The 17,310-nt window shown below is 67.7% G+C and carries 16 protein-coding genes and 5 pseudogenes; 8 read left to right on the top strand and 13 right to left on the bottom strand.

Features of this window, described 5'->3' with window-relative positions; all coding sequences use genetic code 11:
* Positions 1-96: 96 nt before the first annotated feature.
* Positions 97-597: pseudogene (locus ACZ6BB_RS41860) on the bottom strand (transposase family protein); the annotation flags it as partial.
* Between the two features lie 52 nt (positions 598-649).
* Here ACZ6BB_RS41860 and ACZ6BB_RS41855 point away from each other — a divergent pair.
* Positions 650-1,213, top strand: coding sequence for a GNAT family N-acetyltransferase (locus tag ACZ6BB_RS41855; RefSeq protein ID WP_471620325.1), 564 nt, complete (start codon positions 650-652; stop codon positions 1,211-1,213).
* A 122-nt stretch (positions 1,214-1,335) separates the two neighbouring features.
* Positions 1,336-1,854, top strand: a complete 519-nt coding sequence (locus tag ACZ6BB_RS41850) for a YceI family protein (protein ID WP_471620324.1) — start codon at positions 1,336-1,338, stop codon at positions 1,852-1,854.
* 49 nt (positions 1,855-1,903) lie between these two features.
* Here the strand turns inward: ACZ6BB_RS41850 and ACZ6BB_RS41845 are convergent.
* Positions 1,904-2,050, bottom strand: a pseudogene (locus ACZ6BB_RS41845) (ATP-binding protein); the annotation flags it as partial.
* A 145-nt stretch (positions 2,051-2,195) separates the two neighbouring features.
* Here ACZ6BB_RS41845 and ACZ6BB_RS41840 point away from each other — a divergent pair.
* From ACZ6BB_RS41840 to ACZ6BB_RS41830, 3 genes are all read left to right on the top strand, one after another.
* Complete coding sequence (locus ACZ6BB_RS41840; protein WP_471620323.1) at positions 2,196-3,260, top strand: tyrosine-type recombinase/integrase; 1,065 nt, start codon at positions 2,196-2,198, stop codon at positions 3,258-3,260.
* A complete protein-coding gene (locus tag ACZ6BB_RS41835) occupies positions 3,257-3,571 on the top strand; it encodes a helix-turn-helix domain-containing protein (RefSeq protein WP_471620322.1) in 315 nt (104 codons plus the stop codon). Before ACZ6BB_RS41840 ends, ACZ6BB_RS41835 begins: the two co-directional genes overlap by 4 nt.
* Positions 3,572-4,237: 666 nt before the next feature.
* Positions 4,238-5,209, top strand: a complete 972-nt coding sequence (locus ACZ6BB_RS41830) for a tyrosine-type recombinase/integrase (protein ID WP_471620321.1) — start codon at positions 4,238-4,240, stop codon at positions 5,207-5,209.
* A gap of 13 nt (positions 5,210-5,222) precedes the next feature.
* Here ACZ6BB_RS41830 and ACZ6BB_RS41825 read toward each other — a convergent pair whose 3' ends face one another.
* From ACZ6BB_RS41825 to istA, 3 genes and pseudogenes are all read right to left on the bottom strand, one after another.
* Entirely contained in the window at positions 5,223-5,606 is a 384-nt protein-coding gene (locus ACZ6BB_RS41825) for a barstar family protein (protein WP_471620320.1), read from the bottom strand.
* A gap of 100 nt (positions 5,607-5,706) precedes the next feature.
* Positions 5,707-6,354: pseudogene (gene istB, locus ACZ6BB_RS41820) on the bottom strand (IS21-like element helper ATPase IstB); the annotation flags it as partial.
* Complete coding sequence (istA, locus tag ACZ6BB_RS41815; RefSeq protein ID WP_471620319.1) at positions 6,351-7,985, bottom strand: IS21 family transposase; 1,635 nt, start codon at positions 7,983-7,985, stop codon at positions 6,351-6,353. The gene istA and the pseudogene istB, both read right to left, overlap by 4 nt.
* A gap of 485 nt (positions 7,986-8,470) precedes the next feature.
* Between istA and ACZ6BB_RS41810 the strand changes: the two genes are divergently transcribed.
* Together ACZ6BB_RS41810 and ACZ6BB_RS41805 are read left to right on the top strand one after the other, a co-directional pair.
* Positions 8,471-9,328: a hypothetical protein gene (locus ACZ6BB_RS41810; protein ID WP_471620318.1), complete on the top strand. Its 858-nt coding sequence runs from the start codon at positions 8,471-8,473 to the stop codon at positions 9,326-9,328.
* A 23-nt stretch (positions 9,329-9,351) separates the two neighbouring features.
* Positions 9,352-9,795 (top strand): hypothetical protein, encoded by a 444-nt coding sequence (locus tag ACZ6BB_RS41805; protein WP_471620317.1) that lies wholly within the window; start codon positions 9,352-9,354, stop codon positions 9,793-9,795.
* 25 nt (positions 9,796-9,820) lie between these two features.
* Here the strand turns inward: ACZ6BB_RS41805 and ACZ6BB_RS41800 are convergent, their stop codons facing one another.
* A complete protein-coding gene (locus ACZ6BB_RS41800) occupies positions 9,821-10,432 on the bottom strand; it encodes a TetR/AcrR family transcriptional regulator (RefSeq protein WP_471620316.1) in 612 nt (203 codons plus the stop codon).
* Positions 10,433-10,477: 45 nt separating this feature from the next.
* On the opposite strand from ACZ6BB_RS41800, the gene ACZ6BB_RS41795 reads away from it, so the two are divergent.
* Positions 10,478-11,788 carry an MFS transporter gene (locus ACZ6BB_RS41795; RefSeq protein ID WP_471620315.1) on the top strand — a complete coding sequence of 437 codons (1,311 nt, stop codon included), beginning with the start codon at positions 10,478-10,480 and terminating at the stop codon, positions 11,786-11,788.
* Positions 11,789-11,963: 175 nt separating this feature from the next.
* Here ACZ6BB_RS41795 and ACZ6BB_RS41790 read toward each other — a convergent pair whose 3' ends face one another.
* The 7 genes and pseudogenes from ACZ6BB_RS41790 to ACZ6BB_RS41760 all read right to left on the bottom strand — a co-directional run.
* Positions 11,964-12,173: an ATP-dependent DNA ligase gene (locus tag ACZ6BB_RS41790; RefSeq protein ID WP_471620326.1), complete on the bottom strand. Its 210-nt coding sequence runs from the start codon at positions 12,171-12,173 to the stop codon at positions 11,964-11,966.
* A 138-nt stretch (positions 12,174-12,311) separates the two neighbouring features.
* Positions 12,312-12,521, bottom strand: a complete 210-nt coding sequence (locus ACZ6BB_RS41785) for a DUF6207 family protein (RefSeq protein ID WP_471620314.1) — start codon at positions 12,519-12,521, stop codon at positions 12,312-12,314.
* A gap of 689 nt (positions 12,522-13,210) precedes the next feature.
* The gene (locus ACZ6BB_RS41780; RefSeq protein WP_471620313.1) at positions 13,211-14,209 is read right to left on the bottom strand and encodes a YdcF family protein; all 999 of its coding nucleotides are present in this window, start codon (positions 14,207-14,209) and stop codon (positions 13,211-13,213) included.
* Between the two features lie 698 nt (positions 14,210-14,907).
* Positions 14,908-15,933 carry a hypothetical protein gene (locus ACZ6BB_RS41775; RefSeq protein ID WP_471620312.1) on the bottom strand — a complete coding sequence of 342 codons (1,026 nt, stop codon included), beginning with the start codon at positions 15,931-15,933 and terminating at the stop codon, positions 14,908-14,910.
* Positions 15,934-16,342: 409 nt separating this feature from the next.
* Positions 16,343-16,720 (bottom strand): annotated as a pseudogene (locus ACZ6BB_RS41770) (transposase family protein); the annotation flags it as partial.
* 7 nt (positions 16,721-16,727) lie between these two features.
* On the bottom strand, positions 16,728-17,072 hold the full coding sequence (locus ACZ6BB_RS41765; protein ID WP_471620311.1) for a hypothetical protein: 345 nt from the start codon (positions 17,070-17,072) through the stop codon (positions 16,728-16,730).
* 104 nt (positions 17,073-17,176) lie between these two features.
* Positions 17,177-17,310, bottom strand: a pseudogene (locus ACZ6BB_RS41760) (IS5/IS1182 family transposase); the annotation flags it as partial.

Genomic DNA, 17,310 nt, shown 5'->3' with positions numbered 1-17,310 from the left:
AACGCGGGCCTACTCGGAGACCTTCAAGGGATCATCGGGAAGGTACGCCCTCCGCGTTCCTCCCGGCACCGATCCACAGGTTCCGAGCATTGCTCCGGCTTTGGCGCCGGATTCCTCCCATGCCTTGCAGTCGTTGCGGTTGCCAGCAAGCGGCCGGCCCACCACGACGACCAGGCGGGTGTCGGCGTCGACGACGACCTGGTGGTTGGTGGAGTACCGATAGTTCTTCGACTGTGCGGCCACAGCGTGGTCCCGGGTCGGGACCAGGGTGCCGTCCACGATGAGCACGGTGTCTTTGGCGAACCGTTTGCGGGGCTGGAGCGCGAGCATCGGCCCGAGGTGGTCGATGATGCGGTCCGCGGCCGACTTGGACACCCCGAACAGCGGGGCGAGCTGGCGCATCGTCAAATTCGTGCGCCAGTACGCCGCGACAAGCAGTGCCCGGTCCTCAAGCGGAAGGCTCCACGGCCGGCCCTTGCGAACCGCATCCGCGCCAGCGCGCCGCAGCACGGTCACCAGCTTCCCGAAACATCGCGGGCTCAGCCCGGTGAACGGGGCTATCCAAGACGACTCCGACGCCGTGATCACACCAGCCACACCAAGATCATCCTCTGTGGTGGAGCCTCAGGGCGACGTCCCACGGAATCCGATGGTGCGACGCAACTTCGGCGTCAAGAATCGGCGGATGCATGAAGTGAAACTGTCCGACGGGATCATCACTCTGTCGCCGCTGCGCCTGGACGATGTGGAGGCGCATCTCACGGGGGAGGATGAGCTGCTGGTTCGCTGGCTCAACGGCGGTCCCGGCACGCGCGAGGGCGTTGAAGCGTACTTCCGGCACTGTTGGGAACAGTGGGACACGGCCGGGCCGCTCCGCGCTTTCGGCATCCGGGTAGGCACCGACGAGGCGCTCGCGGGGACGATCGACTTGCGGTTCGCTGGAGAGGGCTTGGCTCCCGGCCAAGTAAATGTCGCCTACGGCCTCTATCCGTCATGGAGGGGGCGTGGCCTGGCTACCCGCGCGGTCTTCTTGGCGTCCCAGTACGCGGCCAGTGAGGGCGGGGAGGAGGCGGTGATCCAGGTGGAGCCGGAGAATCCCGCATCCGCCGCAGTCGCCCGGCGGGCAGGATTCACCCCCGGCAAGCAGCCGCACGGCAAGGACGGCACACGGTTCGACTGGTACATCCGGGACCTGCGCGTCGCTCCCCAGTGACGACCAGCAGTTACGGGACAGCCCTTTGTCAGCCATGCTGGCACGTGGGGGCTGGCATACCCGCTGCCGCTGCGAGAGGCTGACCCATCACGGGTTGATCTTCACACGGAGGCTACGAGCTCATGGCAGCATCAGGGAACCAGCTCTTACCAGCAGCAGGTGCATACGAGATCGATCAGGCGGCATCAACGGTCCGCTTCGACACACGCGCCATGTTCGGGCTGCTCCCAGTCCAAGGTACCTTCGCCATCGGTCATGGCCGCATTACTGTGGCGGACCCGGCAGACGAGTCGTTGGTGCACGTCGTAATAGAGGCAGGAAGCTTCGAGTCGGGCAATCAGCAGCGTGACGACCACGTCAGGTCCTCTGACTACCTCGACGTGGCTCGGCATCCCGAGATCGGCTTCCGGAGCCAGCGTCTGGAACGATCCGACGCTGATGCCACTCTGTACGGCGAGTTGACCGTATGTGGGGTGACTCAGCCGATCGCCGTCACACTCGGCACGATTGCCCACGAGGACAAGCGGATAACGGCGAGCGGCACTACCACGATCGACCGGTACTCCTTCGGCATCACCAAGGCCAAGGGCATGACGGGCCGGCATCTCAAGATCACTTTGGAAGTCGTCGCGCACTGCTGAACCGATCGTGGTGCCAAGCAGCGCACGGATCAGCGTGACAATGATGAGGTCAGCCTGCGGCGTCCTGCGCTCGGGCCGCCCTGGTGCTGGCGAGCCGGTAGGACTCCGTGCCGGTCTCGATGATGTTCCCGCCGAAGGTGAGGCGGTCGACGATGGCCGCGCAGAGCCGCGGGTCGGTGAACGTCCTGGTCCACCCATCTGGGGCTGGCACTTGTTCCCTCACAAGAGTTGCTGCTGCCACCTGGCCGTTTCCCCCTCCCGTGGTCCTCGTTGGTTCTCGCGGTAGCAGCCTGGTTTTCAAGGTGCTGCCTTGACCGTTCAGGTGCGAGGAAGGTGTGCCGGTGGCCGAGGCGAGACTGCAGGTCATCGCGGGCGGGGCCGTCCCCCAGATCCCGCTGACGACGGATCCGTGGCAGTTCCAGGCGGCGTGTGTCGACGCGTTCGTCGCCTCGTGGAGGGCCCGCGGGTTCAGCCCTGTGACCATCGACAACGACATCGGTCTGCTGGAGCGGACCCTCACGGCGCTCGGCCGGCCCGCGTGGGACGTGACGCCCGAGGACATCGACCGCGTCGTCGGTGACCTCGCGGTCCAGGGCCGCAAGACCTCGACCCGGCGCGAGTACGTGCAGATCTTCAAGGGCTTCCACCGGTTCCTGCAAGCCCGCAAGGCAGCCGAGATCGAGGCCGCGTTCGGTGTCCGGCTGGTCTGCCCGGTCGACGAGTTCAACGCTTCTCGGCATGTCGGCGACGACTCCCCGGCTCTCCTTCCGCCGCCGACACCCGAAAGGGTGGCCGAGTTCTTCGACTTCATGAAGCAGAGGATCGCCACCGCACGGAAGTACGGACCCGCAGCCCGCGACTATGCGATGTTCCGGACGCTGTATCACGCCGGGCTCCGATCGGAAGAAGCCTCGCTGCTGGAAAAGCCGGACGCGCACTTCACTCGCGGCCCATTCGGCAAGCTCCACGTCCGCTTCGGCAAAGGCGCCCACACCTCCGGACCCCGCCCTCGCTGGGTGCCCATGCTTGACGGCCTCGACCTCGTTCTGCGGTGGTTCCTGGAAGACGTACGGCCCAAGTTCCCCAACTCGCCGGTGCTGTTCGCCGACGAGTCCGGCGGCCCCCTGCACCGCGGAACGATCCGCAACCGGCTGCGGTATCTCATGCAACTGGAAGGACGGCCGGCGGACGAGCGGTTCAGCCCGCATGCGCTGCGGCGGGCCTGCGCGACCCACAACTACGAACGCGGCGTCGACCTGGTGGCGATCCAGCAAATGCTCGGTCACTGGACGGTGAGCTCGACCATGCGATATGTCCGGCCCTCCGCGACCTTCATCGAGGACGCCTATCAGCGGGCGGTCGCCAGCACGCTGGCCGAGCTGACGGGGAAGGACACTACGGCATGAAGATCCGATGGCGGCTGCGGATGGCCGCAGCCCAGCGCGAGGTGTGGACCGGAACGGAACTGCGGCGTCTCCTGGCCGAAAAGGCCGGCCTGGAGCTGTCCTCGGCGTCGGTCTCCGCACTGTTCACCAAGGAGCCCTCGCAGATGAAGATGACCACCCTGGCCGCGTTGTGCACCGCGCTGGAGTGCACCCCCAACGACCTGCTCGAGGTCGACACCACCCCCGTCGAGCGACCCATCGCACCACCCCGGCCGGTCGCCGACCTTCCGCCAGCCTCCTCAGCCACGGGCCGGTCCATGCCACCCCTGTGACCAGCGGAGAGAGCGATGGGCAAAAGGCAACGAGACTGCGTCACCTGCGGGGCTCCCGTCGGATACCTCGACCGCTTGCACTGTTGCCGGTGTCGGCGCCGGATCAAGGAACAGGCGGCCAAGGCGACATGTCCGGCGTGCGGCAAGGACCGCGTTCTGCAGCAGGACACCGGCCGGTGCATCACGTGCTCCCGCGTCTGCGAAGAATGCGGCCATCCAGTCCGCGCGGCCCACACCCGACTGTGCCGGGACTGCCGCCGCAAAGCCGAGCAGACCGCGGCCCAGCAGGTGTGTCCCCGCTGCGGCAGGCCCGGCTACCTGCGCGAAGACAGCGGCTGGTGCGGTCACTGTTCCCGGCCCCGCCAGGACAAACAGCCACCGCGGACCTGTCGCGAGTGCGGCCAGGTGCGGCGACATGCCGGACTCGGGCTCTGCTCAGCATGCTGGCAGAAGCATCCCGGCCGCCCCTTCATCCGCGGTGAACACCTCCGAGACCAACTCTCCAACCCGCCCGAGTGGCTCGATGCCTTCATCGCCCATGTTGCGGGAACCCACTGCGTCTCCAGGGCCTGCGGCTTCGTCACCGACTTGGGCCGACTCCTGGAAGACGAGCACTCCAACTCGCCCCAGGCCCTGCTGGAGCGGTCCCGCAGGCCAGGGCGGTCGATGGGCTCCTTCGCCCGTGCACTCGAGGACTTCTTCACCCTCCGTGGCCTGGCCCTGCCCACTGACCAGGCCGAACGACTCGCGGTCGGCCGCCGCAGACGCCGCATCGACGCGGTCCCCGAACCGCTGCAGCAGGCCGTTGTCGCCTTCGACACCTTCCAGATGCGGGCCCAGCAGCGGGCCCGGCGGGCCGGCACCCGCCCCCGCAGCAACCACACTCTGGAAACCGCCCTGACCATCCTCCGTGATCTGGCCCTCTACCTGATCACCCAGCGGAACAAGAACGACTGGGCCCTCGTCGACGTTCACGACATCGAAGCCTTCCTGGCAACCTTGCCCAAAGCACGCAAGCGCCGGCTCGTCGTGCTGGGCCAGTTCTTCCGCTTCGCCCGGGCCCAGCACATCGTGCTGATCGATCCGACCCGGAACATGACCTCCAAGAGCTCAAAGGGCTTCCGCGGCAGTACCCTCTCCCTCGACCAGCAGCGCTGTCTCTTCCGCCGCTGGACGACCAGCGAGGAGGTCCATCCCCACGAGGCAGTGGTGGGGATGCTCGCTCTGCTGCATGGCGCCTCCAGCTCGGAGGCCCGGATGTTGCAGGTCAACGACGTGGACCAGCAGGCGCAAACGGTCAGGCTCGGCAAGCGACCTCATCCCGTCCCGCTCGATCCAGCCTCATGGAGAGTGCTTCAACGCTGCCTGGACCATCGCGCGGCATGGCGGACCGACAACCCCCACGTTGTGGTCACCAAAGGGACAAAGGCCGGACGGAGCCCGGCCTCCACCGCCTACCTCTCCCACGTCCTCGACGGCTGCGGCTTCCCGCCCCGGATGATCCGCAGCACCCGCCTTGTCGACATGGTGAACACGATGGACCCCAAGCTCGTCGCCGCCGCGTTCGGAATGGACCCGCAGGCCACCCTGATCTATCTCGCCGACCACGTCGACGAGGGCCGTCTGCCGGCTCCATGACCAGTCGGCCTGGCTAGGAAAGGCGCAGGCCGCCCGGAAGCTCCTCTTCAATGATCTCAACCAGCCAGTCGAAGGCGGTCGGGCCACGGCCGGCGCGGGCTTCCGCCAGCCGGGCGGCCATGCGTTCCTTGTTCGTCGGATGACAGCGAGCGAGCCACATCTCGAGCTGCCGAGCAGTCTCTGGGTGCCCGAGATACTGGCGGGAGGCTTCGTGATCACGCCACTCGATCAAGAAGTCGCCATCGTCCGGTGTCCCGAAGCCGCCGCGGAGGCAGTCAGCGAATGCATCGAGGTTCCGGCCGAAGTAACCGCCGCAGCCGATGCTCTCGCCGGCGACTCGCCAGAAGTCCTCCAGCGACCTGACCTGACTGCCCTCCAGCACATATCTCACTGTCACAGCCCGCAGAGTACGTCCAGCCCGGCGGCCTGCCTATTCGTTTCGAACCCGTGCTGTTCAGGCAGCACCTCGCACGGGTTCGCCGGAACATGTGCGCTTTGCCGAACGATTCGTTGGAGGCGATGGCGACGCTGTTCTTCTCCTCGCGTTCGGTGAGCACCTGGAACAGCAGCTCAGCGCCCCTGCGGTCTAGCTCCATGTAGCCGAGTTCGTCTATGCATAGGAGATCGACGCGTCCGTAGCGGGCGATGGTTTTGGTGAGGACCTTTTCGTCCGCGGCCTCGACCAGCTCGTTGACCAGTTTGGTGGCGAGTGTGTAGCGGACCCGGAAGCCGGCCATGGCGGCCTCGGTGCCGAGCGCGATCAGCAGGTGGGACTTGCCCGTGCCGGAGTCGCCGATGAGACAGAGTGGCAGGCCCTTCTTGACCCATTCGCAGGTCGCCAGGGTGTGGATGACCGCGGCGTCGATGTTCCCGTTGGCCTCGAAGTCAAAGGTCCGCAGCGACTTCTCCCGCGGGAACTGCGCCGCCTTGATGCGTCGTTCGGAGCGTCGCCGGGCCCGGTCGTCACACTCGGCCATCAGAAGTTCAGCGAGGAAGCCGCGATAGGACATCTGGTCGCGGGCGGCGGCTTCGGCCAGGTCGGGGAACTGGGCCCGAATGGTTGGCAGCCGGAGCATGCGGCATGCCTGGTCGACGGCGGCGTCGGCGGCCTGTTCGGTCAGCCCGCGGTGGCGTTTGAGGGTCACGGCATCTCTCCCTGGATGGCGGGGCGATCGGCCGGCTGCCGTGCTCGCAGCAGCTGGTCGTAGGCCGCGACCGAGGGCGGCGGCCGGGTGTCGGGCGGCAGCTGGGCCAGCCGCCGTTCGGTCAGCGAGGTCACGTTCGTCCGGTCCGGCTTGGCCGGGACAAGATCCGCGACCTCGTCGGCTTCGGCCGCCTTCCGTGCCTCCAGGGCGACGGCGTCCGCGGTCAGGGCGCCGGCCCTGAGTGCGGAGGCAAGCCCGGCGACCAGGTGTTCGTGGGATACGTGGCGGCCCATCAGCAGGACCTCGATCAGGGCCCGGGTGCCGTCCCGCTCGCCGTGGGCAGCCTTCGCTGCCTGCCACCACGCGTCATGGACGGGCGTGAACTTCCCTGCGGAACGGGCCTGTTCGAGTGCGGTGGCCCCGGGAAACGCTCCGGGCTTGCGGACCAGGGCTTCCAGGTAGTGGTCCAGATCCAGCCGGGCCTGCCCCTTGGCGATCAGCCGTTCGTGACGGGCGACCTCCAGCTGACCGTCGTAGACCACCAGCTCAGAGGCGTGAAGCATGGCCCGAACAGTCCGCCCGATCAGCCGCACCGGCACCGAGTAGCGGTTGGTGCGGACGCTTATCTGACTGAAGCGGTCCACCCGCAGGCTGAACAGCCTCCCGGTCTCGAAGGGTTCGTCCGGTAACCGTTGCAGCAGCGGCCGTTCGACGGCGAAGTACTCGCTCACCGGCCGTGGCCGGGAGCCGATCCGGCGCCGTTCATCCTCCTCATCCCACCGCTCGATCATCGCGTTGAGCTCGGCGAGGGAGCGGACCTCGGGGACAGGGACCATGTGATTGCGGCGGAACCAGCCGATCTGCCCCTCCACCCCGCCCTTCTCGTGGGCGCCCTCGATCCCGGGCAGGCAATACGCAGCATCGATGCCGAAGTGCGACCGGAACGCGGTCCACCTCTCGTTCTCCACGCGGGACCGCGAGCTCAGCACCCGGGAGACCGCGGAGCGGAGGTTGTCGTAATGGACCTTGCCGGTCGGCACTCCGCCCAGCACGCTGAGAGCGTGGACGTGGCCCTCAAGGAATGCCTCCTGGCCGCAGGAGGCGAAGACGCGGTGCACGGCCTTGCCCGAATACGACAGGCGCATCGCGAACACGAAGCAGGTGACCTGCTCACCAGCCAGGCGTACCTTCACGTCGCCGAAGTCCACCTCCGCCTCGGCCCCCGGCCGGTGGGACTGCGGAATGAACGCGTGCACCACCCCGCGGCCGGCCTCAACAGCGATCTGGGGCCGTCGGTCGGCGACATAAGCCCGCACCATCGGATAGGTCACCGCCTCCGCCCCGTGCTCGTCCAGGAGCCGGTCGAAGATCCGCTTGACCGTGTGACGCTGCTTGCGCGGCGCATCCAGATCCGCCCGGAGCATCTCGTCGATCAACGGCTTGTAGGCATCCAGACGGGTGCCGCGCGGCCGCGGCTTCTTCCGCGGCTCCGGCCAGACCGACTCCAACGCGGCCTTCACCGTGCGGAATCCGACTCCGTACTCACGCATCAAGGCCCGGTACGACATCCCTGCCCGGGCATCACGGCGGATCGCCGCGTACAAGTCGACCTTGGACTTCGGTGGCGCCATCGCAGCCTCATCCCGCAGAGCACGTCAATGCTCCCACCACAAGCCCCCGGGCGTTGCCAGAACTCACAGACATCGCCCTCCCACGAAACAAGGCGTTCTCGCCCCTGAGCGACAAGTGGTGTCGAAACCCGTCAACAAAACCACACGCTCTACGTCTGGGGCACCGAGGACGTCGCGCTCGGGTCCACCGCAGCTCATGCCACAGAAAAATGGGTGAGCGGCCCCTACTCGTTCCACGAACTGCAAGGCATCAGTCACTGGGTCCCCGATGAGGCCCCCGAGATTCTCACCAGCCTGATCATCGACCACCTCAATGAGCATGCAGGCGGCGCTCTGACGCAGTAGTCGGCACGCGTGCTTGGCCGAGGCGCGGATAGCTCACCGGTGAGGAAGCCGAATGGGTCGTCCTCGATGTTGTCCACCAGGCCGTCGCGCTGCTCGCCGCCGTCAACGACGACCCGACCCACCTGTTCGGCCACAAGGGCATGACCAGCAACAGCCTTGTCCTGTTCGGGTCGGTCAACAGGCGCCTGAACGACTTCCGTGACCACCTCAACGAACTGTTCAGCACCCCGGACACCCCCTACGTGCCGCTTCACACGGCCGCACCGGCGCCAGATAACGACACGTCCGCTCACGACAAACCGCAGGGTGAGGAAGGGGAAGACGAACCTGTTCCGTGGCGGCTGAGCACCCGGCAGTTCCGCCGCACCCTGGCCTGGCACATCGCGCACCAGCCGTTCGGCGTTGTCGCGGGGGCCCGGCAGTACCAGCATGCCGAACTCGCCCTTTTCGAAGGCTATGCGGGCACCTCGGCCTCCGGCTTCGCCGCCGAGGTCGCCGCCGAGCGTGCCATCGCCCAGCTGGACTATGTCGAGGACCTCTACCGCGACTGGAACGACGGCCACCGCACCAGCGGCGGCGCCGCCGGCCGCGTGAACGCCGAGTTCGACCGGATCCGCCGGGAACTGGGCGACCTGCCGGGCATCATCGCCAGTCCCGCTCGGCTGCGCACCATGCTGCAACACCTGACGAAGACCCTTCACCCAGGCGTCCTGAACGACTGCTTCTATCAGCCCTCCACCGCTCTGTGTGCGAAGCGGGCCCAGCACACGGGCTGGCCCCTGCCGCTGCTGACCATGTGCCTGACCTGTCCCAATGGCCGCCGCTCCAGCGTCCACCTGCCCCGTCTGACCACCGCCCGCGCCCAGGCCCAGCGCCCGCTCGACGCCCCGGCGGGGCTGTCCCGCCTCCAGACCGCCGCGCTGACCACCCACATCGCCGAACTCGACCACGCCATCGCAGAACTCCGCACCCCACCGGAAGCCCCGACGCATGAATGACCCCTCCGCACTGCGGCTGCGGCATGCCCTGGCACACGCCGGCGTTCCTGTACGTCCGGGCGTCGATCAGGCAATCGTGCATGCCTTCGAGCGGATCATGTCCGGAAGTCCCCGAGCGCACCAACGGCATTTTCACCGTCACCGCCCTATGCATTGAGGCTGGCATTTCTCGTGCCACCTACTACCGCTCGCCTCTGGCCAAGACCCTCACCGGCCTTCTGCAGGCACCGGACACGGCTCGCTCGCAGGACGACACCCTGACCGCCGAGATCACCCGTCTCAAGCGAGCCGATCGTGCCTTGCGCTCCCAGCATGCGGCCGAGCAGCGGGAGATGCGCGCCACCATTGCCGCCTACGCCAACCGCATCCAGGCTCTCAGCCTGCGTAACGCCGAACTCGAAGCGGAAAGTGCCGCCCTACGCGAGCACCTCGGCCAGGCCGGTGGCTCGCTCACGTCGCTTCGGTGACGAACCGTCGTTGCAGTAGCTGGCCTCAATCCGAGCTGGTTGGCGGGGCGAAGAGGTAGCGATCCATCATGAGTGCCGCCTCGGCAAGAATCTCCGTGTCCCCCATGGGATCGTCGCGGAAGGCGAGGTCGAGGAGCGTGCTTGCGACCTCGACGGCGAGCCGACCACGTCGGCGTGATTCGCCAGTGTCCGGCATCGCATAGCCGCGGACGAGGGCCCGGTGAACCCGGTCAGCGATCTCCCGATCGGCCTGCTGGGTGTCGGCTCGCAGTGACGCGATGCGCGGTCCGTGGTACCAGATCCGACGGTAGCCGGGCTCTTTGCGGAAGCGGTCGGCGTATGCGGTGATCAGCCTTTCCAACAGGTCCTGCGAGCGTTCAGGGAGCGGCTCGGCTGTGACGCGTTCGGCGATCTGCACATCCAGCTGAAGCCAACTGCGCACCAGCGAGGCGACGATCGCCTCTTTGTCGGCGAAGTACCGGTACAGCACGCCGACCGACACTCCGGCCTCGGCCGCGATCAGCTTGGTGCCCAGATCGTCGTAGGAAGTCGTCTCCAGCAGAGCAGATGTCACCTCAAGGATGCGGGCGACCTTCTCTCGACTGCGTTGCTGCTGCGGCGCATGCATCTCGGCCATCGAGCTCCTTGACACTCCTCCAAAACCTGAACCAGAGTCTAGTTCATGTTTTTATCCAGAGGCATCAAGCACACGAAGCTCGGGCCGGATTTCCAGCGCGTCTGGGCCTCGGTGACCGTCTCCAGCCTCGGCGACGGGATGCGCTTCGTCGCTTTGCCGCTGCTCGCGGCTCAGCTCACCTCCGATCCTCGCCAGGTCGCCTTCGTCTATGTGGCCGAACAACTGCCCCTGTTGCTGTTCGGCCTCCTCTCGGGCGCCATAGCGGACCGCTTCGACCGTCGCCGCATCCTGTGGGTCGTCGACGCTGTCCGAGCCGTGATCGTCGGGGCGCTCGCCGTCGCGGTAGCAGCCGACGCGATGACGGTGCCTCTGCTGGCCGGCATCGGTTTCCTTCTCGGGCTTGGACAGACCCTCTACAACGGAGCCTGGTCAGGCATCGTGCCGACGCTGGTTGCCTCCCCGGAACTGACGCGCGCCAACGCCCGTCTGCAGTCCGGTTCCCTCATCACCGACACCCTCCTCGGTACCCCGCTGGGCGCGTTGCTCTTCGGCGTCTGCGCCACGCTTCCCTTCGCCGCCGATGCAGTGTCGTTCGCAGCTGCTGCCGTACTGGCCCTGACGCTGAGCGGCGACTTTCGTCCACGGCCGCAAACCACACCAAACCCTTGGAGGAGGTTGCTCGACGACACGACTCAGGGGGTGCGCTGGCTCTGGCAGCAGCCGTTGCTCCGTCGCCTCTGCCTGACGTCTGGGATCACCAACTTCGTAGGTGGGGGTCTCATCGCCATTCTGGTGCTCTACGCCCGGCAGACTCTGGGCCTGACCAATCTCGGATTCGCCCTGTTAGTCGCCTCATTCGCTATCGGAGGCGTAGCCGGGGCGATGGCGACCCCTCGCCTGAGCGCCCGCTACGGACCCCCTCGAGTTCTGCGGCTGACTGCTGCGATCACTGCAGGCACCGCAGTGGCTGCCGGCGCGGCCTCCTCGGGCCTCATCGCCGGCGTGTGCATCGCGGCGTACGGAGCGGCAAACCTGACATGGAATGTGACCGCAGTGTCCCTCCGCCAGGCACTCGTCCCTGCTCACTTACTGGGACGCGTCGGCATGGCCTACCAGATGGTCATCGGCGGCGGAATCACGCTCGGCGCTGTTCTCGCGGGTCTTGAAGCCGACTCCTTCGGGCTTCGCGCCCCCTTCTACATCGGGGGCGCTCTCCTACTCGCCGCAAGCTTGATCAGCATGCGCCCCGCCAGCAACGACACTCCAACACCACGTGGCTCAACCGGATCAAGGGTTCATACAGTCCGACGACGCACTGGAGATACACAAGCGACTGAGCCGGAGCGCGACCGATGAGCCGCATCGGGAGAGGCGTGCACCCTTGGCGGCCCAGTGCAGCGCAACGGACCATCCATGCGAATACCACCAGGGGTTAATACGTACGTGAGCACCAGCCCTCTGCGGAGCCCTTCGCCCGGAGCAGGCCCCGAGTCCGACATGAGACATCAACGGGCTGAGACAGGCCGACAGGTCACATAACGCCGTCGAACGCGGTCGCGTCAGGCAGTTGCATGGTCCCGGCCACGATCTCCGGAAACGATGCCGCCATCTCCGTGCCTCGCCTCGAGCGCAGCCCTCCCCGGCCTGCGTCGACGGACAACAGAGCTCTGAATCCGTCCCACTTCGGCTCTGCCACCCACCCGGGCCGCAGAGTCGGGTCGGACACGGGGGCGGCGAGCATCGGTTCCGGCAGCGTCCACGTCACAGCCCCATGCCTTCCACCCGGCCCATCCGTCCGCAAACCGGGCGGCGCGGGCACACCCGACCACCGGCCCGACCACGGCTGGTCAGCTGGGACGCGACCCGCCCGCACGCAGCGTTACGAGCCGGGCTTCTGGCGCAGGTCCAGGGAGCAGTGCAGCCGTACACCGGGCCCGCCGGGCTCCCGGGTCGTACGGTCCGCCGCAGCGATCGCGCACTGCGCGGCGAGCAGCTCCTGGATGGCGAAAACGGTCTCGTCATCAGCGGCCGCGACCTCCACCACGGCCAGCCCCGGCTCTGCCACATGCGCGTCAGTAATCTCCCTCATGCCCGGCACTACGCACCGGCGCCCGCAGAAGTTCTCCGATCCCGGCGTCTTCACCCGACCGAGTAGGGTCCCGCCCTGCGCTCTGCCGCGCGGTAACATCCCTTGCAACAACCCTCGCAACAACTCTCGCGACATCTCTTGCGCGAGCCTGCCCGACGTCGCCGCATTCGTGCAGGTCACCCCCCGCCGTACGGGCATGGTCGGGCCTCTGACATCCCCGTTGCGACCGCTTTTGCCCATGACCTTGCTGGAGTTGGAGGAGAGGGAGGGCAGGAGTGGGTGGTGCGGATGCGGCCGGGGATCGGGGCGCGCTCAGCCGGTTGCCCGTCGGCCGGGACCGCCGCGCCTGGCCGCCGTCAGCCCGGCGGCGGAGGCCGGGACGGAAGTCGCCGACGCCCCGGTGCTGTCCTTCCGGTGCCGAGCCCCATCAGGGTGCGGCTGGAAGGTCTCGCCGGCTGGTGGTGCCGCTGTGATCGTCAGACTCCTGGGTGGCCCGCTCGCCGGTCGCGTGCTGGAGCGGGCAGGTGACGGCGAGTTGAAGCGGCACCTGGGGGTGACCGACGCGGTGCTGATCGAGGCTGTCGACGATGGCCGCGCACGCCGAGGCGTCCTGACGCGAGCAAGACTGCGGGAACGGACCTCGACGGCGGCGAACCATTGGGCCGGCGCCTGACCGGGGCGCCGGCTCTTCAGTGCTCGAAGACCGCCGTCGCCACCGGCACTGTCAGCAGCAGGCTGAGTCCGACCAAGGGGAGGCGGTCCAGCCACAGGATGGCGGCGAATTCGCGCAGTGTCGCGGCCAGCCAGTAGGCGGGGGAGGTCGGCGCGCCCACGACGTGCACGGGCACGCCGACGCGGCGGGCCAGAAGGGTCGTGCGGTAGACGTGGAAGCCGCTGGTGACCACCGTGGCACGGTGGCCGGGAGTGGTGCCGTCAAGGAGGGCCGCGCTGAAGCGGAGGTTCTGCCCGGTGTTGACGGAGCGGTCTTCCCACACGATCCGGTCGGCGGGCACTCCGCGTCCGCGCAGATAGTCGGCCATCGCGTCCGCCTCGGAGCGGACCTCGTCGTCGCCTTGGCCGCCCGAGACGACGAACACTACACGAGGCGTGCCCGGTGTGCGGGCGGCGTCGATCGCGAGGGCGCGCTCGAGCCTGCGGGTCAGCAGCGGGCCGGGCCGGTCGCCGTCGAGCCCGGCGCCCAGGACGACGACATGGGTGGTTTCCGGCAGGGGGGTGCTACGGCCCCGGACGAACACGTAGCCGGCGAAGACGATGAAGAGCAGAGTGAGGTATCCCGCGGCCGCGTTCACCGCGACCACGAGGGCGCCGAACGTCTCGCCGCCGACCGCGTGGAAGACCGCGTCGAGGCCGAGTACCGCCAGCACCGCGCAGCCGGCGGCTGCGGTCGCCAGCAGGGCTGCCTGCGGTCCGTGGCGCCGGGTCAGGAGGACGCCGTCGGCCAGCAGCAGTAGGCCCAGCGCGAGTGCCAGGAGCAGGGCGGCGACGGCGAGGACGGTGGTGATGGTCGGGTGGGTTGCCGCACTGCGACCGGCCACGCCGAGTCCGGCAGAGGTCACCGCGAGGCAGAACAGGACGGCGGTGGAGAACCGGTGCGGTGCCAGCAGGGCGTTGATGACGCCGCCCGCGGCGAACACGACCGCGGCGAGGTACTCCGGGTACTCCGGCATGTGCCGCACCGCTCCGCTCTCCCGCCCGCCGGGCCGCTGCCCGTACCCGCCCGCCTCTCGCCGCCCGCAGGTTCCGGACCCGGTACGGACGGCTGCCGGCCATCCTCCCAGACCTGCTGTGGTGCGCCGAACGCGGGCGGGCGGTGGTGCGTTCGGCGGGACCGGCATGTCGTGCCGGTGTGCTGCCCGGCGGCCGCCCGCCGGAGCGCGGCTAGTTGGGCGGCCGGGGCCTGATGCTGGTCCACTACGTGGCCGACCTGGTGCGCCGTGCGCTTCTACCTCAGCTTATGACAGCGCGCGGGCGGCCACCTGTCCGGGTGGCCGCCCGCACCGCTCCTCTCGCGGACCTTGTATTCAGCCCCGCACCGAGGACCGGTAGGCGTCGTCCTGTGGCGCCGGGGACTGACGTGTCAGGCGGAAACACGACATCCCCCCACCCGAACCGGGCAGGGGGCTCTGGCATCAGGTGACGCAGCGAGGGCGGTCAGCGGTGGCCGATAGATCACGCCTCATGCTTCCTGCGGCACGAGAAGTGTTCGGGCAGCCCTTCGGGTCCTTGAAGGCTTGCGGGCTGACCGCAGCCGAAGCGGCAGAGCGGGATCGCTTGACCCGACGCGTCGACCGGAACCCTGGCGGTTTCGGTTTCTCGGGGGCGGGACTCAAGGACGATCGCGCGGCTGCCACGTCTCTGCTTCGGTTCAGCCCGCACCTCTGAAGCCGGACGGTCCTCGGCGCACCTGTCGCGCCGGTCCCCCTGTCGTACGGATGGCTGGCGCTCCCTGTCGTCCAGTGCGGGCCCGTTCGCCTCGAGGTACTGCTGCCATTGCTGAGCGGGGAGCCAACCGTGGTGGCCGCCCCGCTGGAACGGGACCCTCACCGGCGGCAGCTTCCACGATGAACCGGGTAAGGGTCAGGCCGCCTTCCCCTGTGAAGGCGCTCGACTGATGGGCGGGCATGAGGACGCGGTGCCAGCCCCCGCAGTACCCGGCGTCGGTGGGGTTCTCCGGGTCGTAGGGCTTCTCCGGGCACCGGGTGAGCGTGCCGTTTTGGCTGCACTGGCCCTCCTCCAGGACGAAGTTGCCGTCCTGGACCGCGATGGGGTTCTTCTGCACGCGGATGACGGAGGCCGGCAGGTTGGGCGTGCGGACGTAAGGGACAGTGCCGATGCCAGCGTGGTCGGGGTCGGCGAAGTCCCAGACCGACTGAATACCGCCGCGGCGCCGGAACCCCTCCCGAGCACGCATTCCGCGGGCTGTCTGGACGCTCAGCTGAGGCTCGTAGCCCAGGACGATGCCGTTGGCGCCGTTGATCCGTACATCGAGGCGCGCGTGCCCGTCGGCGGTCTGCGACTCGATGTCGGCGTGAAAGCCGTGATCTTCGGAGTCCTTCGCGACGCGCTCCTTACGGGCGAGGTGCTCGTCGGACTCATGGCTGATGGGCTTCTCCCCGGGCTTCCGGTAGTGGGAGGCAAGCCATACGTCGTCACGCTGGACGAGGTACATGGGAACGCGCCGGCCGCGGAGGTCCCGGCAGTCGGGGCAGATGAGCCCGCGCTTCTCGACAGGAACACGTCCGCGCATGCGCAGGAGCACGTTCAGGAGGTCTTGGCCTAGCGGGACGCCGAGGTCGGGACGGTCCAAGTCGAGGTTGCGGCCGGCCGGTTCGTAGAAGACGGGGTTGCGGAAGAGGTCTTCGTCGCTGTCGATCTGAAGGTCGTCGTCCATTGGTACTCCCCGCAGCCGCCACGAGTAGGACAAACAACGCTACGGAGAGGGTCTGACAATCGGGGCTGAACTGCGGAAACAGGGCGCACCGAGAGACACAGGGGCCGTGGGCCTACAGCGAGTCAGGTCCCCACAGCTTGCAACCCTTCCTCCGGATCCTCTTCGCTCGTAACTCCTGTGCGGTGAACACGGAGGCACCCGCTTTGGGAGCCGGGACATGGCCTACGGACGTGGGGCCGCGGCTCGCCAGTATTCAGGTGTGTCCAGGGGTGATCTGCAGAAGCCGCAGGGTGTTACCAGCCGTCATCGTCCCCGGCTTCAGCAAGCTGCTCTTCCTCCGCGAGCCGCCGCATGTCCTCGTCGACGCGAGCTGACGCGAGTGAGTCGCCTTCGCCAAATCGGATCAGTTGTAGTTCTTCGACTGCTCGGCGATGCTGTGGTCGCGGGTGGGGACCAGGGTGCCGTCCACGATCAGCATGGCGTCCTTGCGGAACCGCCTGCGCTGCTGGAGAGCGAGCGCGGGTCCGATGTGGTCGATGATGCGGTCGGCCGCGGACTTGGACACCCGAAGAGCGGCGCCAGCTGGCGCAGGGTCAGGTTCGTCCGCCAGTACGCGGCGACCAGCAGCACGCGGTCCTCCAGCGGAAGACTCCACGGCCGGCCCTTGCGCACCGGGTCTGCACCCTCGCGTCCGCAACGCGGTCATTAGCTTGCCGAACTGACGTGGGCTCAACCCGGTGAACGGGGCTATCCAGGAAGGCTCCGACGCCGTGATCACACCAGGCACTGCTTGATCATTCCACTGCTTCAGGTCCTCCCTGCTCGAACGCGATGCGGCAGCGTTCAACCTGTTCGGCCACGTGCTCCATGAACCAGCGCATGATCTCGTAGGGGATGACGTGCTCGTCGTGGCTGTGGCTGTGGATGTGGACGGTCGGCTCCAGGTCCGGATCCTCGTCAGGTATCACCGCCACCAGGAAGGCCACTCCAGGCAAATGCGTTTCCGCGTTGGGGATCTCAGCCCACGTGGCCGGCGCCGGGACGGCCTCGCTCAGCTCCAGACACCATGCGTCGTCCGGCAAGGCGTAGTGGAACTGGACGGCATAGTGACGGCCTGCATGAACACGCAGCTCTGGCATGTCCGCAGGCTGTCACAGCCCCGCGTCGGAGTCTCGCGAGTATCCCGCTCAGCTCCCGGCGCGGGCTCCAACCAGCCTTTGCGGGACATCCTTTAGACGTCGTCTCATTTGGTGAGTCTGCGGTAGCAGATGAGGCTGCAGGTGATGGCGGTGAAGGCCAGGAAGTGTTCGGCCTTGCGTTCGTAGCGGCGGTGCAGACGGCGGCAGCCGGCCAGCCAGGACATGGTGCGTTCGATCG

The organism is Streptomyces sp. NPDC041108 (assembly GCF_055592645.1).
The sequence above is the reverse complement of the archived record's forward strand: the minus strand, read 5'-3'. Positions and strand labels throughout refer to the sequence as shown.

Bases quoted from the DNA above. Each gene is read 5' to 3' on its own strand.
- ACZ6BB_RS41850 (WP_471620324.1), top strand. From the start codon at position 1,336: ATGGCAGCATCAGGGAACCAGCTCTTACCAGCAGCAGGTGCATACGAG.
- ACZ6BB_RS41785 (WP_471620314.1), bottom strand. From the start codon at position 12,521: ATGAGGGAGATTACTGACGCGCATGTGGCAGAGCCGGGGCTGGCCGTG.
- ACZ6BB_RS41810 (WP_471620318.1), top strand. From the start codon at position 8,471: ATGACCAGCAACAGCCTTGTCCTGTTCGGGTCGGTCAACAGGCGCCTG.
- ACZ6BB_RS41835 (WP_471620322.1), top strand. From the start codon at position 3,257: ATGAAGATCCGATGGCGGCTGCGGATGGCCGCAGCCCAGCGCGAGGTG.
- ACZ6BB_RS41790 (WP_471620326.1), bottom strand. From the start codon at position 12,173: ATGCTCGCCGCCCCCGTGTCCGACCCGACTCTGCGGCCCGGGTGGGTG.
- ACZ6BB_RS41765 (WP_471620311.1), bottom strand. From the start codon at position 17,072: ATGCCAGAGCTGCGTGTTCATGCAGGCCGTCACTATGCCGTCCAGTTC.
- ACZ6BB_RS41855 (WP_471620325.1), top strand. From the start codon at position 650: ATGGTGCGACGCAACTTCGGCGTCAAGAATCGGCGGATGCATGAAGTG.
- ACZ6BB_RS41780 (WP_471620313.1), bottom strand. From the start codon at position 14,209: ATGCCGGAGTACCCGGAGTACCTCGCCGCGGTCGTGTTCGCCGCGGGC.
- ACZ6BB_RS41775 (WP_471620312.1), bottom strand. From the start codon at position 15,933: ATGGACGACGACCTTCAGATCGACAGCGACGAAGACCTCTTCCGCAAC.
- ACZ6BB_RS41800 (WP_471620316.1), bottom strand. From the start codon at position 10,432: ATGGCCGAGATGCATGCGCCGCAGCAGCAACGCAGTCGAGAGAAGGTC.
- istA (WP_471620319.1), bottom strand. From the start codon at position 7,985: ATGGCGCCACCGAAGTCCAAGGTCGACTTGTACGCGGCGATCCGCCGT.
- ACZ6BB_RS41830 (WP_471620321.1), top strand. From the start codon at position 4,238: ATGGGCTCCTTCGCCCGTGCACTCGAGGACTTCTTCACCCTCCGTGGC.
- ACZ6BB_RS41805 (WP_471620317.1), top strand. From the start codon at position 9,352: ATGCCCTGGCACACGCCGGCGTTCCTGTACGTCCGGGCGTCGATCAGG.
- ACZ6BB_RS41795 (WP_471620315.1), top strand. From the start codon at position 10,478: ATGTTTTTATCCAGAGGCATCAAGCACACGAAGCTCGGGCCGGATTTC.